The organism is Chromobacterium sp. CCUG 76385 (assembly GCF_059916625.1).
Window position 1 is genome coordinate 284,465 of record NZ_JAUCGU010000001.1, and the last position, 12,923, is coordinate 297,387.

General features: G+C 63.4%; 13 protein-coding genes. 4 read left to right on the plus strand and 9 right to left on the minus strand.

The window, feature by feature from the left end; translation table 11 throughout:
* Positions 1-32 precede the first annotated feature (32 nt).
* On the plus strand, positions 33-974 hold the full coding sequence (locus QUG01_RS01300; RefSeq protein WP_500828534.1) for a DMT family transporter: 942 nt from the start codon (positions 33-35) through the stop codon (positions 972-974).
* Positions 975-1,157: 183 nt separating this feature from the next.
* Here the strand turns inward: QUG01_RS01300 and QUG01_RS01305 are convergent, their stop codons facing one another.
* The 9 genes from QUG01_RS01305 to QUG01_RS01345 all read right to left on the minus strand — a co-directional run bounded on the left by QUG01_RS01305 (position 1,158) and on the right by QUG01_RS01345 (position 9,553).
* Complete coding sequence (locus QUG01_RS01305; RefSeq protein ID WP_103321625.1) at positions 1,158-1,727, minus strand: hypothetical protein; 570 nt, start codon at positions 1,725-1,727, stop codon at positions 1,158-1,160.
* Positions 1,724-2,377, minus strand: coding sequence for a DUF484 family protein (locus tag QUG01_RS01310; protein ID WP_500828535.1), 654 nt, complete (start codon positions 2,375-2,377; stop codon positions 1,724-1,726). The genes QUG01_RS01305 and QUG01_RS01310 overlap by 4 nt, the downstream gene beginning before the upstream one ends.
* 54 nt (positions 2,378-2,431) lie before the next feature.
* Positions 2,432-3,262: a diaminopimelate epimerase gene (gene dapF / locus QUG01_RS01315; RefSeq protein ID WP_500828536.1), complete on the minus strand. Its 831-nt coding sequence runs from the start codon at positions 3,260-3,262 to the stop codon at positions 2,432-2,434.
* 108 nt (positions 3,263-3,370) lie between these two features.
* Complete coding sequence (locus QUG01_RS01320) at positions 3,371-3,937, minus strand: C40 family peptidase (RefSeq protein WP_500828537.1); 567 nt, start codon at positions 3,935-3,937, stop codon at positions 3,371-3,373.
* Positions 3,938-4,222: 285 nt separating this feature from the next.
* On the minus strand, positions 4,223-5,488 hold the full coding sequence (locus QUG01_RS01325; protein WP_500828538.1) for an Hsp70 family protein: 1,266 nt from the start codon (positions 5,486-5,488) through the stop codon (positions 4,223-4,225).
* Positions 5,489-5,565: 77 nt separating this feature from the next.
* Positions 5,566-6,660: a tyrosine-type recombinase/integrase gene (locus tag QUG01_RS01330; protein WP_500828539.1), complete on the minus strand. Its 1,095-nt coding sequence runs from the start codon at positions 6,658-6,660 to the stop codon at positions 5,566-5,568.
* Positions 6,661-6,749: 89 nt separating this feature from the next.
* Positions 6,750-8,210, minus strand: coding sequence for a GDL motif peptide-associated radical SAM/SPASM maturase (locus QUG01_RS01335; protein ID WP_500828540.1), 1,461 nt, complete (start codon positions 8,208-8,210; stop codon positions 6,750-6,752).
* An 82-nt stretch (positions 8,211-8,292) separates the two neighbouring features.
* Complete coding sequence (locus tag QUG01_RS01340; protein WP_071108554.1) at positions 8,293-8,847, minus strand: DUF1842 domain-containing protein; 555 nt, start codon at positions 8,845-8,847, stop codon at positions 8,293-8,295.
* Between the two features lie 52 nt (positions 8,848-8,899).
* Positions 8,900-9,553, minus strand: coding sequence for a DUF1842 domain-containing protein (locus QUG01_RS01345; RefSeq protein WP_500828541.1), 654 nt, complete (start codon positions 9,551-9,553; stop codon positions 8,900-8,902).
* A gap of 291 nt (positions 9,554-9,844) precedes the next feature.
* Between QUG01_RS01345 and QUG01_RS01350 the strand changes: the two genes are divergently transcribed.
* From QUG01_RS01350 to QUG01_RS01360, 3 genes are all read left to right on the plus strand, one after another.
* Positions 9,845-10,888, plus strand: coding sequence for a DNA-binding protein (locus QUG01_RS01350; RefSeq protein WP_500828542.1), 1,044 nt, complete (start codon positions 9,845-9,847; stop codon positions 10,886-10,888).
* 123 nt (positions 10,889-11,011) lie between these two features.
* Positions 11,012-11,740, plus strand: coding sequence for a pseudouridine synthase (locus tag QUG01_RS01355; protein ID WP_071108556.1), 729 nt, complete (start codon positions 11,012-11,014; stop codon positions 11,738-11,740).
* 34 nt (positions 11,741-11,774) lie between these two features.
* On the plus strand, positions 11,775-12,773 hold the full coding sequence (locus tag QUG01_RS01360) for a hypothetical protein (protein WP_500828543.1): 999 nt from the start codon (positions 11,775-11,777) through the stop codon (positions 12,771-12,773).
* Positions 12,774-12,923: the final 150 nt, after the last annotated feature.

The following is a 12,923-nucleotide window of genomic DNA, read 5'->3' on the forward strand; positions in this document are numbered from 1 at the left end:
TATAATTCTGGCAGTTTATTCCAGTTATTGCCATGAACAACGCAACAAACAATCGAAACGCCTACCTGCTATTGGTGCTGACCATGTTGATGTGGTCCACCAATTTCATCATCGCCCGCGCCTTGCATCAACAAGTGGGGCCGTTCACGCTGGCCTTCGCCCGCTGGGCCATCGCGCTATGCTGCGTTCTTCCCTTCGCCTTGCCCCGCTTGCGGCGCAACTGGGGCAAGCTGCGCAAGCAATGGCCGCTTTTGCTGCTGCTGGGTCTGTTCGGCATCGGCCTGACCAATACCTTGGTCTACTGGGCGGTGCAAACCACCACGGCCACCAATGCCGTGATTTTGAACAGTGCCACGCCGGTGATGGTATTGCTGCTGGGCTCGCTGTATTTCCGCCAGCGCCTGAGCAGCCGACAGTGGCTGGGCATGACGCTGGCGCTGTGCGGCGCCTTGCTGATCGTGCTGAAAGGCAAGCTGCTGGCCATAGGCTCGTTTCATTTTGGCGCGGGGGACTTGCTGGTCTTGGCCGGCGGCCTGTGCTGGGCGATCTATACCTTGGGCCTGCGCAAGCTGAAGCCCGGGATCGATGCCATGGTGCAGATGGCGGTGCTGCTGCTGGTCGGCGAGGCGCTATTGCTGCCCTTGTTCGGCATGGAGCTGGCGCAGCGCGGCTTGCCGACTCTGGATGGGGCCGGCTGGGCCAGCCTGCTGTATCTGGGCGCTTTGCCGTCGGTGGTGGCTTATCTGTTGTACAACCGTGCCATCGCCATGGTCGGCACCGCCAAGGCGGCCAGCTTTTTGTATCTGATGCCGGCCTTTGGCGCGCTGCAGTCCATTGTGTTGCTTGGCGAGGAGCTGCACTGGTATCACGCGGCCGGTTTGGCCGCCATTTTTGGCGGGATTGCGTTGAGTTCTTTGACCCGGGCGCGGACGGACCCATCTGCTGCGCCGGCCTTGCGCCCGCGGGAATCGTGATTTTCCGTTAGCGAGTCAGCCGTGGTAAGCTGATGACATTAGCAGCCGGTTTGCGTTGCCTATTTTTGTTTATGCACTCGCAAAAAAACCGTTATTGGAACGATCTGCAACGCAGGGCTGTGGCGGCGCCATGAACGGCGCCGCCTTTTTCATGCCAATTCGGCATCTGCTGCCGGCTATCGGCTAGGTCATGTGCAGCAGCAGCGGCACGGCCCAGTCCTTCAGCCAGGTCATCAGCAAGGGGATCATCAGGCACAGCGCGCCCCAGCTGATCCAGCTGGTGCCGCACACCGGCTGCCTGCGCATCGCCAGCAGCTGCAGCCGGTAAGCCAGATAGCTGACTATGATGGTCAGCGGCGGCGCCAGCAGATAAATGGCGCGCGGCTGCTGGCTCAGCCAAGGCGACAGGCCAAGCACGCCGATATGCAGCGCCAACTGGCTGCACAGCAGCGCGGCCAGCCGCCGGTCTTGCCCGGGGAAACTCAGCACGCGTCCGTCCACCCGCATATGCGCCGCGGCCCACATCACGGCCGTTACGCCCAACCAGGCATAGGCGTAGACGAAGGGCAGCAGCAGGGGGGAAACCAGCGCGGTATCGACTTGCTGCCGCAACAGGGCAACCAGGATCAGGTAGGCGGCGGCAAAGCAGGCCAGCGCGCTGCCGCTGCGGCTGGTGCCCAGCCGCCATAGCAGGTGCAGGAAAAACAGGATGACGATGCAAAGCAGCAGCAGGCCGCCTGCCGTAGCCGTCATGCCGCCTCCAGCGCGGACAGCAGCGCGGCGGAGGCCAATTCCCCGATCTGGGCCAAGTATTGCGTATGCATGTCGAAGGTGAAGCGCTGCGCATCGTCGCTGGCCAGCACCAGGATGCCGAAGGCCTGGCCGTCCGCGCCGCGCAGCGCCACCTGGGCGAACGATTGCAGCACCGGCTTGGCCGGGAACCAGCCCATCACCTCGTCGTTGACGTAAGGGCCGCAATACGGCGCGTTCAGATTGCGCGTCAGCCCTTGCACTTCGTTTCGCGCATTGTAGTGCTCGTCGTCGCCTTCGGCGGCAGGGTGCCACAGCTTCAGCGCGACGCGGTCCAGCTGGAATTCTTCCGCCAGCGCGCGCTTCAGCGCGGCGATGCGTTCCTTGGCGCCGCGGGCGGCCAGTTGCGCCAGCGTCAGCCGGTGCAGCCTTGCCAGCAGGCGATCGTTGTCATGCCCGCGCTCGATCAGCTGTTGCAGCTGCGCTTCCAGTTGGCGGTTGCGGTCTTTCAGTTCCAACAGCTGCCGCTCGGCGAAGGACACCACCACGCGGTCGCCGTTTTGCGGCGTCGGCTGCAGGCCGTAACGCGCGGCCAATTGCGCCAGCAGTTCGGGATGTTCGTCGAGAAAAGCCAGGATCTGTTCGCTGTGCATCTGTCTTGCCCTTTCCTTGAGTGATGCAGAAATGAATTGGTGTCTTTGCTGGGCTTAAAGTTCGATTTCGCCTTGGAAAACCGTCACCGCCGGCCCGGTCATGATCACCGGATGGCCAGCGCCGGCCCATTCGATGACGATGTCGCCGCCGCGCGCATGCACGGTGACGCGCGCGTCCAGCCAGCCTTGGCGGATGCCGCAGACCACCGCCGCGCAGGCGCCGGTGCCGCAGGCCAAGGTCTCGCCAGCGCCGCGCTCGTAGACGCGCAACTTGATGGCCTGGCGATTGAGTATCTGCATGAAGCCGGCATTGACCCGCTGCGGGAACCATGGGTGGCCCTCCACCAGCGGGCCGATTTCGGCCACCGGCGCGCTATCCACATCGTCCACCCTTTGCACGGCATGCGGATTGCCCATCGAGACGATGCCGATTTCGCAGGCGCGGCCGGCCAGCGGCAGCGAGTAGGTCAGCGCTTCGGCTTCGGCCAGGAAGGGCAGCTCGGCCGGGGCGAAGCGCGGCACGCCCATGTCCACCCGCGCCAGGCCGTCGCCCAGGTATTCCGGCGCAATCACGCCGCGCGCGGTTTCCACCGTGATGCGGGATTTGTCGGTCAGGCCGGCGTCGCGGACGAATTTGACGAAGCAGCGCGAGCCGTTGCCGCATTGCTCGACCTCGCCGCCGTCGTTGTTGAAGATGCGGTAGCGAAAATCATGGCCGGCCTCGCGCGGCGGCTCCACCAGCAGCAACTGGTCGAAGCCTATGCCCAACTGGCGGTGGCCAAGCCGGCGAATCTGTTCCGGCGAGAGGGAAACATTCTGGCGCACGCCGTCAATGACCATGAAGTCATTGCCCAGGCCGTGCATTTTGCTGAATTTCAGTTTCATGAGCCGATGTCTGCGCTGCGTGATGCGGGATAGCGCAGATTAGCATAGCCCCGGCGGATATACATCGGGAATGGAGGCGCGCCGCCAGCCGGCGGCGCGGCAGACGCGTCAGGCGCGCAATACGGTGCGCGCGCCTTCGTAGCGCGGGGCGAAATAGACGTTGTCCAGCCGGGCTACGCGTATGGTGCTGTTGGTGCGCGGAGCGTGGACGAATTTGCCGTCGCCTATATAGATGCCCATGTGCGAGAACGGCCGGTTCATCGTATTGAAGAACACCAGATCGCCAACCTGGCGCTGGCTGTCCGGAATCGGCTTGGCCATATTGGCGATTTGCGCCGCATTATGCGGCAGTTTGATGCCTATGGCGTTCTGGTAGATGTAGCTGACCATGCCGCTGCAGTCGAGGCCGGCTTCCGGATTGCTGCCGCCGAAACGATAGCCGCCATCGAGCAGGCCTATCGTGTACAGCAGGATCTCGCGGCCATCGCCATCGGCGCTGAGGCTGGACAGCGAGGTGTCGCCCGAAGGTTTGCCGGGGCGATAGGGCGGGCGCTGGCTGGTTTTGACGGGCGCGGTGCTGCAGGCGGCCAGCAGGGCGGCCAGTCCGGCCAGCGCCGCGCCGCGCAGCAGCTGGCGGCGCGCGGCGCCGTCTTGTTCCAACGTGGATTCACTCATGGTTGCTTGGACTCCATTTCTTTTCATTTGACGATACAACACCATGATTTGAAATCAAATTTCAGAAACGAGAATGGGCATCCCGCGCTTCTTTCCACATTGTTCGATATTGTTCGATCAGCCGCCTCAGGCATGGCCGGCGCGGTCATCCATGATTCCGCTTGCTTGCGCGAAAGCTTGTTGGTATCCGCGCAGTATAGCGAAACCGCCCCGTCTAGTCAGCCGGGGCGGTCTTGGCGTCGCTCACTCCAAACTCGGCGCGTCTGGCCGGCCGGCGTGGGGGGCTTAACCGTAGCGCTTTTTCGCCTCGATGGCGAGGCCGCTGCCGATGCTGCCGAACAGATTGCCTTCCACATGGTGGGCATTGGGCAGCAACGCGCGCACGCCGGCGCGCAGCGCGGGCACGCCGCTGGAACCGCCGGTGAAGAACACCGTGTCCACCTGCTCGGCCGTCAGGCCGGCGTCGGCCAAGAGCTTGCATACCGTGGTGGAGACGCGGTCCAACAGCGCGTCTATGCTGGTTTCAAAGTCCGCGCGCGCCAGGTCGCAATGCAGGCCGCGTTCGATCGGGTCCAGCGACAGACGATGGGTATCGTTGTCGGACAGCGCGATCTTGGCGGCTTCCACTTCCATCGCCAGCCAGTGGCCGGCTCGCTCCTGGATCAGCTTGAACAGCCGGTCCAGCTTTTGCGGATCGGCCGCGTCGCGGTGCACGTCCTGCAGGTCCATCCAGGCCTTGCGGGTGTAGGCGAAGTTGATGGTGTGCCAGGTGGCCAGATTGAAGTACTGGCTGGACGGCATTTCCGCGTTGTTGCGCAGCCGGGTCTTGAAGCCGAACAGCGGCATCACGCCGTGCAGGCTCAGTTGGCGGTCGAAATCCGTGCCGCCGATGTGCACGCCGCCGGTGGCCAGGATGTCGCCGCGGCGCTCGTCGTGGTGGCGGCGCTGCGGAGACAGCCGGATCAAGGTGAAGTCCGAGGTGCCGCCGCCGATGTCCACGATCAGCACCAGCTCTTCCTTCTGGATGGTGGACTCATAGTCGAAGGCGGCCGCGATCGGCTCCAGTTGGAAGGAAATGTCCTTGAAGCCCACCTCGCGGGCGATGTCGGCCAGCGTGTCTTCGGCCAGCTTGTCCGCCTGCGGGTTGTCGTCGACAAAATAGACCGGCCGGCCCAGCACCACGTGGTCGAAAGCGCGGCCAGCGCCGGATTCGGCGCGCGCCTTCAGCTCGGCGATGAACAACTTGAGCAGATAGCGGAACGGCAGGGCCTTGCCTTGCACTTCGGTCTGGCTGTCTATCAGGCTGGAGCCGAGCAGGCTTTTCAGCGAGCGCATGAGCCGGCCTTCATAGCCTTCCATGTATTCGGCCAGCGCGGCGCGGCCAAAGCTGGCGTGATCTTCCTCGTAATTGAAAAACACCACCGACGGCAGCGTGATCTTGCCGTCTTCCAAAGGCAGCAAGGCGTCATGGCCCGGCCGCAGCCAGCCAACGGTGGAGTTGGAGGTGCCAAAGTCGATGCCGCAGGCGCGGGAGGCGGTTTGGATCGTCATTCGGGCATCTCCTTGAAAATAAAAGAGGCGGGATGGTACGCGGAATGACGGAGAAAGGGAAGGGTTATGCGGATGGGCTACTTGTCGGGACGGCGCAGTTTGTGCAACTGGCTGGCCTGGTGGCGGGCGTCTTCCTCGCTGTGCAGATAGCGGCGGGTGGTTTGGATGCTGGCGTGGCGCAAGTTCTGGCTGACCAAGAGCAGCGGGACGCCGGCTTCCAGCTGATGGCTGGCGGCGGTATGCCGCAGCCAGTGGGTGGAGGCGCGGCGCAGTTGATCTTTCAATTCTTCGCTGGGCGCGCTGAGCAAGGCCTGGGCGAAGATTTCCTTGCAGATCAGATAGATGGCCTTGTCTGATAAAGGCGCCATCCTGCCCTTGGCGCCAATGCGGCAGACCAGCGGGGTGTCGTCGCCGCTTGCTGGCTCCGCCGGCAGGCCCAGGCTGTGCCGATAGCGCGCCAAGGCTGCCATCAGTTCATCCGATAGCGGGATGCGCGCGGCGACATCGCCCTTGCCCAGCACGTTCCACCACCAGTTGCCATGGCGCTTGGCCAGATCCGAGGCGCGTGCCGCGGCTGCTTCGGCGCGGCGCGCGCCGGTCAGATACAGCAGGGTGAACAGCCAGCGCGCGCGCTCGGCATGGAGAACGTCTCTATCGGTGTCGCGCGGCAGCGCGTCCAGCGTGTCTTGCAGATGTTGCCAGCACGCGGCATCAAGAAAGCGTTCAACTTCCTGGCGCTGAGTCTTGCCGCCGCGGCGGCGCAGCAGCTTGAACGGATTGCCGTTGAGGTAGCCGGCGTCGTTGAGGTAGGAAAACAGCGCGCCCAGCACGGTCAGGCTGTGGTTGATGCTCTGCGGCGACAGCGGTTTGCTGAACGGCTTCCATTGGGGATGGCTGCGCGGCCGGGCCGGGCCTATCCATTGCTCGGCCGGATGCGGCGAGGCTAAAAAGCGCCGATAGTCCTGCACATCCTCCCGTTTCATCTGGGCCAGCGTTTGCCGGCGGCTGCTCAGCCAGAGCAGCAGGCGCTCCGCCTCCTTGCGATAGCCAGCCAGCGTGGCGGGCTTGTCGGCGTGCTCGGCCAGCCAGGTCAGCACGGCCTGGGTGTCGGATTGGGCCTGGATCAGTTGCGCCGGGCCGGGGGCGGGAGGATGAAACGTGTCGGGCAGCATGGCGAGCCATGGTAGGGCATCGACCGGAAAATGCAAGCCGTGGCGAAGCGGACGGCGCTTGCCGGGCGGGGCGCCGCCCGGCAAGCGCGTCAGGAAACTTCTCCCAGCAGGCTGCGCAGCCGCTGGATGGCTTCATCGCGCTCGGCCATTTTCTGGCGGTATGCGCGTTCCGCGGCGATGACGTCGCCCTTGCAGTGCGGGCAGGTGGTTTCGTGCTGATGGATGTATTGCCTGCAATTGCGGCATAGCGCCAGCCTTGCCGGCGGGCGGCCGGTTTCCGGCGATTTCTTGCCGCGGTTTTTCCAGCTGAGCTCTATGACTTGGCCGCTGCGGCTGATCTGGCTCACCACCTTGCCGCTGGCGATTTCTTCGGTGATCAGATCGAAACGGCCGACGGCGAATGAACCCTGCGCGGCATCTTGCAGTTTGACGATGCGTTCGCGCAGGCCGCGCTGCTGCAAGTCCAGCGCCCGGTAGTGGCAGTAGGGATTGTTGCCGGGCTTGCCCAGCAGCGAGTGAGACGTCCAGGTGCAGCCGCCGCGACAGACGTCATTGTAGTAGCAGCCGCGGCAGTAGCCCCACAGATCGTCCACCGAACGCAGCCGGCCGAAGTGGATGCCCTCGCTGTGCCGCCAGATGTCCTCCAAGGCCATGTCGCGTACATTGCCGCCGGCAAATCCCACGGTGGCCAGCGATGGGCAGCCCTTGACGGTGCCGTCCGCCTCCAGCGCCATCACCGTTTGCCCCGCGCCGCAGCCGGCCCAGTGCACGCGGTCATCGCCAAAGCCGCGCCAGATGTGTTCGTAAGGGCCGTAATAGCCGATGTTGTTGCCTATGGTCATCAAGAGGCCGCGTTCCAATCCTTCCTGATACAGGCGGGCGAGCAGCGGCATCAGCTCCAGCACGCGGTATGGCTGCAGCAAGACTTCATCGTTGTCCACGGCGTTGCCCATGGCCACGGTCAATTGAATCTGCCAATGCGTGGCGCCGAGTTCGATGATGTGGTCCATCAGCGCGGGCAGGTCCGGCATGGTAGCCGCGCCGATCTGAGTGTTGACGCTGACGGCCAAGCCGGCCGCCTTGGCGCGCCGCAAGGTGTCGCTGGCTTTGTCGAATGAGCCCGGCACATTGCGCAATTTATCATGCAGCGGCGCCAGTCCATCCAGCGAAACGCCCACGCCGTTGAGGCCGGCGTCTACCGCCTCCTGCAGCTTGGCCGGGGTCAGATTGCGGCCGCCGGTTTGGGTGGCGCAATAAATGCCATGGCTCCGGATGGCGCGGATCAGTTGCGTCCAATCTTTGCGCAGATAGGCCTCTCCGCCTATCAGGGTGATTTCGCGTGTGCCCAGTCTGGCCAGCGTGTCTATCACCTGCAGGCATTCCTCCGTGGAAAGTTCGCTGGGGCGGCGGTGGCCTGCGCGGGAGCCGCAATGCAGGCATTTGAGGTCGCAGGCCAGGGTGATCTCCCAGACTACATGAACGGGATTGTAGCGTTCGAAGTCTTCGCGGCTGAGATAGCGGGCAGGGCGTTTTTCGTGGCTGTCGGACATGGGCGTTCCTTGGCGGGAAGTCCGGGCATGGCGCCCGGACTGTCTGGCGGTTGTCCGCCCTCGCCGGGGCGGGTGCGGCGGGTCAGCGGCTGCCCAGTTTTTCCAGGGCCTCGTTCAAGCTGCGGATCTGCGCTTCCGCTGCGGCAAGCAGTTGTCGCGCCTTGGTCTCGCCGACATCGGCCCGGCTGGCTTCCGTCAGCGCTGAAGCGTAGAGCGTGTGAAAGTGGGAGCCGGCATTGGCGCTGGTATTGGAGATATCTTCCGCCACAGTGGAGGTGGCGGCCAAATGCTGATTGACCACGTTATGCCACTCGCCGTTATAGAAGTACTTGTAGCTGACGGTGCCGTTTTGCCAGTCTGCTGACAGGTGTCCGCGCAGGTGGAAGGTTTCCGCCACTTTGCTGATCGGACTGGTGGGGCTGCCGTCCAGTACCAGGATCACTTGGTCGCCCAGGACGGAAAAATAGCCCCAGACATTGGCCTTGAAGTCCACTGGCGGATTGGTGCTCTGAAACACGCTCGCCGTGCCGGCGACCTTCTTGTTGGCGGTATCGACCACCAGATTAAGATTCAGTATTGGCGCGCCGTAAGCCGAGGTGGCGGTAGCGAGGCGAACGAGGAATAGTTCTTCGGACATGGGGAAGGCTCCCGAAATAGGGTTGGATCAAGGTGTTCGCAGAGTTTGGGGTTTAGCGCTGCAGCTTCTCTTTGAGGAGATTGGCCGCCGCCAGCAGGCTGTCGCGCTGATTGGTTGCCGATTCGCGCAGCCGGCTGATTTCGGCCGCGTCGTTCTTGGCGACGGCGTTTTGGACGGAGACCGCGTACAGCGGCGTATAGACTGGATCCGGGTAGGGGTTCACCGGCAGGCGTTCCAGCGAACGGTTCAGATGGGCTGGCGCATTTTCCACATTGATCCAGGTCTGACCATTGTTGTAGCTGTAGTTGGCGACGCCTTCTGCCCAGGTGCGGTCAAGCAGCAGCTCGATCTTGAAGCCGATGGGAGAGTTGGCGTGCGGGCCGCCATGGTTGCCTTGGGCGGTGATCAGGATGCGTCCGTCCGATGGCGGCATCACGGTGAGGTAGGTGTATTGTCCCCACACGTCATAGGCGGTGGCGGACGGATTTTGCGTGGCGATGGCCTGGGTGATTTTGGCAAAACCCACTACCGTGTCCGCCACGGTATTCACCAGCAAGGTCAGTGTCAGGGTCTGCGCTCCGGCGGCGCCGGTGGTGATGATGTAGCTGACAGGGAATAGGGCATCCTGGGTGCGGCCGGCAGTGCCTTGCGCCTGTTGTAGAGCGGTGCCGTAGGGCGGCGCGGACAGGTTGGTCGATTCGCTCATGTCGTCTTCCTTGATAGAGGGTGAGGGAGGGCTGGCGTGATGGGCCGGGTCAGGGCTTGCCAGTGCTTACCGGTTTAGCAGGCGGAGCAAGACGTGTTTTGGCATTAAGGACAGGTAGGCAGGGCCGTTTTTTGTTGGCTTGTTGGCAGGCATTTCATGGAAAAACTTCCGATAAGTTAAATTATCGGAAAAACAATGAAGAAATGATTAAATAAATAATGATATACGTAATATATTTTATTCATTACATTTGCTACACTTTGAGAGAGACATCAAACAGGTAAACAGCACATGGCTGCGGATATCTATGCACGCATTCGCCAAACGGCGTTTGAGCTGGTGGGCGAGGGCGCCTGGCCTACGGTGGCCGACGTGCGCGCCCGCTTGGGCAGCGGCTCCAATACCACCATCAACAACGCCTTGAAGGAATGGCGGCAGGAATTTTTGTCCCGGGTGGCGGTCTCGTCGCGCCGGCCGGATTGGCCGCCCAGCCTGGCGGAGGCCTTTGAGCAGGTTTGGCAAAAAGCTTGCGACGAGGCTGATCAGCAGTTGGAAACGGTGCGTCAAGAGGTGGCGGAAGAGGCCGCGGCGCTGCGCGCCGAGCGCGATGGCTTGCTGCAAAAGCAGGAGCAGGCGGAGGCTGAACTCCAGTCGCTGCGTCATGAGTTGGAATTGCGCGCAGCCAGGCAAGTGGAGCTGGATGGCGAGTTGCGTCAGGAGCGCCAGCGCGCAGAGAAACTGCAGGAAGAGCGCCAGCAACTGCTGAGCGCGCAGGAGGCCTTGCGGCAGGAGCTGTCGACCCTCCGCAAGCAGGCCGATGCCCGCGAGTCTGAGCTGCAAGAAAAGCATGAGCAGCAGCTGCGCGAAGCGCGCGAGGAGTCCGAGCGGAAAGAAGCGCTGGCCTATGACCGGCTGGAAGGCCTGCGCGTCAGGCTGTACCAGCAGGTGGAGGACGAACGCAAGGACATGAAGCAACAATTGCAAAAGTTGGAAAGCGCGTTGCAGCAGGCCCGGCAGGATGCGGCCAAGATCGAAGGACTGTGGCGCGAGCGGGTGCTGGAGCGCGAGCGCGAAAACGGCGGCTTGCAGGCCCGGCTCGACATGCAGCAACAGCAGGCCGAAGAGGCCAGACAGCAATGGCAGCAGTCGCGCGAAGCCGCGGAAGCCGCTGAGCGGCGCTTGCGGCAGCTGGCTGAGGAGCATGCGCGGCTGCAGGAGCGGCAGTCGCTGCTGCCGGAGCAATGGCTGGAGCGGGTCTGCGCGGTTTTGCTGGCGGGTGAGTTGCCCCGCGAGCCGGAATCGGCCCGCGCCTGGCTGCGTTCCCAAATGGGCTGATTGCGCGCCAATTGCGGCGCATCATGGCCAGTCGCGGCGCAATCCCCTACAATACTGAACGATTCAATGGCGGCCTCCGCAGCGCAATGCGACCGGAGCCGCTTTTTCATTACGGAAAGACAAATGGAACCTGTACGCCTGTCAAAACGCATGGCCGAACTGGGGCTGTGCTCGCGCCGGGAGGCAGACAGCTATATCGAGCAAGGCTGGGTCAAGGTGGATGGCGAAGTGGCCATCCTGGGCCAGAAGGTGCTGCCGCACAACCGGATCGAAGTCGACAAGAAGGCTCAGGATGCGCAGTCCGCCCGCGTCACCATTCTGCTGAACAAGCCGGTGGGCTATGTGTCCGGCCAGGCCGAGGACGGTTACGAGCCGGCCGTGGTGCTGGTGAAGCCGGAAAACCAATGGTCGGAAGATAGCAGCCGCAAGCGCTTTCAACCCTCGCATTTGCGCGGCCTGGCGCCGGCCGGCCGGCTGGATATCGACTCGGTGGGCTTGTTGGTGTTGACGCAGGACGGCCGCGTCGCCAAGCACCTGATCGGCGAGCACTCCGAGGTAGAGAAGGAATATCTGGTGCGGGTGGAGGGGGAACTGATCCCCAACGGCCTGGCCCTGCTGAACCATGGCCTGGAGCTGGACGGCAAGAAGCTGCTGCCGGCCAAGGTGAGCTGGCAGAACGAAGATCAGCTGCGTTTCGTGCTGCGCGAAGGCAAGAAGCGGCAGATCCGCCGCATGTGCGAGCTGGTGGGCCTGCGCGTGGTGGGCTTGAAGCGCATCGCCATCGGCAAGGTGAAGCTGGGCAACCTGCCGACCGGGCAGTGGCGCTACCTGCGCGACGACGAGCAGTTCTGATACCGATAATCAGGCGAATCAACGGAGAGGCGGCATGTTCGAACGGTGGTTGCGCAAACTGGGCCTGGACCCGCAAAGCCGACAGCGCGCCCGCGAACGGGCGGCTTTGATCGAGCAGTTGATCGATACCTGCGACCGGCGCCTGCGGCTGCTGCCTGGTTATCAGGACGCGCTGGCGCCGGGCATGCGCATCTCGCAGACGTATTTGTCATCGCTGATGTCGCAGCTGCCGCCGGTATTGGAGCTGTCGCTGCCCAGCTTCGCGCGCGATCCGCGGCTGGGGCTGTTGTTCTCCGGCCCGGCCAGCCTGCTGGAGCTATTGGAAGGCAGCGAGACCTTGCGCGATTTTTTCCTGTCGGCGTCCAATGGTGACGAAGCCTGGGCCTTGCTGGCCATGCAGCGCAGCGAGACCGGGCGCTTTGGCGTGGCCATGGAAAACGGCGAGTTGCGCAGCGATGTGGCGCAAGTGGTGGTCAGTTTCGATGGCCACCGGCTGATGGTGCCCAGCCCGAGCCAGGAGGCATTCCTGCAGCGCTCCGGCGCCCACGCTCTGGATGTGCTGAGCGCAGTGATCGCGCGTCGCTTGAGCCTGATGGAGCAGGGGCGGCAGCTGCTGGAGTCGGAACAGGCTCGGCTGCAGCTGCGCCGACTGGCCTTGCAGTCTGAAGGCCGCACCGTGGTGGATGGGCAGGCGGACGACGATCTGCCTGACTCCGTGGCCGGCGTCGATGCTCGGCTGGCCGAATTGAAGCCGCAACTGGAAGAGCTGCGCAGCCATGCTGGCCTGGAAGGCACGCTGGATGTGGTGCGCCAGGTGCTGGAGAGGCCGGAGGACTATTTCTGCCTGCAGACCGTGACGCTGCGGCTCAATCGCATGGGCATCAAGGTGGAGGGCGACGATGAAGGCGCCACCGATCTGATGCTGGAAGAGGTGGTGCTGGGCAAGCTGCAACCCATACGCCGCGCTCTGGTGCCGGTGCGGGTGCGCCGGGACGATATCGCCGAGCTGCGGCGGCAGTTTGGCCAGAGCTAAACGGTTTCGCGCAGCACTCGCGTCAAAGCGGGCCAGCGCTCCGAGGCGCGTGCCGGATCGGGTATTTTGCGAGCCGCTCCGAGTAAAAACAGTGCAGCTTGCGACGAACCGGCTATGCTGAATACAGCACAAGTTTCAATCGGCCTCAGG

Excerpts from the sequence above, each read along its gene's own strand:
- QUG01_RS01300 (WP_500828534.1), top strand. The coding sequence starts at position 33 with ATGAACAACGCAACAAACAATCGAAACGCCTACCTGCTATTGGTGCTG.
- QUG01_RS01305 (WP_103321625.1), bottom strand. The coding sequence starts at position 1,727 with ATGACGGCTACGGCAGGCGGCCTGCTGCTGCTTTGCATCGTCATCCTG.
- QUG01_RS01310 (WP_500828535.1), bottom strand. The coding sequence starts at position 2,377 with ATGCACAGCGAACAGATCCTGGCTTTTCTCGACGAACATCCCGAACTG.
- dapF (WP_500828536.1), bottom strand. The coding sequence starts at position 3,262 with ATGAAACTGAAATTCAGCAAAATGCACGGCCTGGGCAATGACTTCATG.
- QUG01_RS01320 (WP_500828537.1), bottom strand. The coding sequence starts at position 3,937 with ATGAGTGAATCCACGTTGGAACAAGACGGCGCCGCGCGCCGCCAGCTG.
- QUG01_RS01325 (WP_500828538.1), bottom strand. The coding sequence starts at position 5,488 with ATGACGATCCAAACCGCCTCCCGCGCCTGCGGCATCGACTTTGGCACC.
- QUG01_RS01330 (WP_500828539.1), bottom strand. The coding sequence starts at position 6,660 with ATGCTGCCCGACACGTTTCATCCTCCCGCCCCCGGCCCGGCGCAACTG.
- QUG01_RS01335 (WP_500828540.1), bottom strand. The coding sequence starts at position 8,210 with ATGTCCGACAGCCACGAAAAACGCCCTGCCCGCTATCTCAGCCGCGAA.
- QUG01_RS01340 (WP_071108554.1), bottom strand. The coding sequence starts at position 8,847 with ATGTCCGAAGAACTATTCCTCGTTCGCCTCGCTACCGCCACCTCGGCT.
- QUG01_RS01345 (WP_500828541.1), bottom strand. The coding sequence starts at position 9,553 with ATGAGCGAATCGACCAACCTGTCCGCGCCGCCCTACGGCACCGCTCTA.
- QUG01_RS01350 (WP_500828542.1), top strand. The coding sequence starts at position 9,845 with ATGGCTGCGGATATCTATGCACGCATTCGCCAAACGGCGTTTGAGCTG.
- QUG01_RS01355 (WP_071108556.1), top strand. The coding sequence starts at position 11,012 with ATGGAACCTGTACGCCTGTCAAAACGCATGGCCGAACTGGGGCTGTGC.
- QUG01_RS01360 (WP_500828543.1), top strand. The coding sequence starts at position 11,775 with ATGTTCGAACGGTGGTTGCGCAAACTGGGCCTGGACCCGCAAAGCCGA.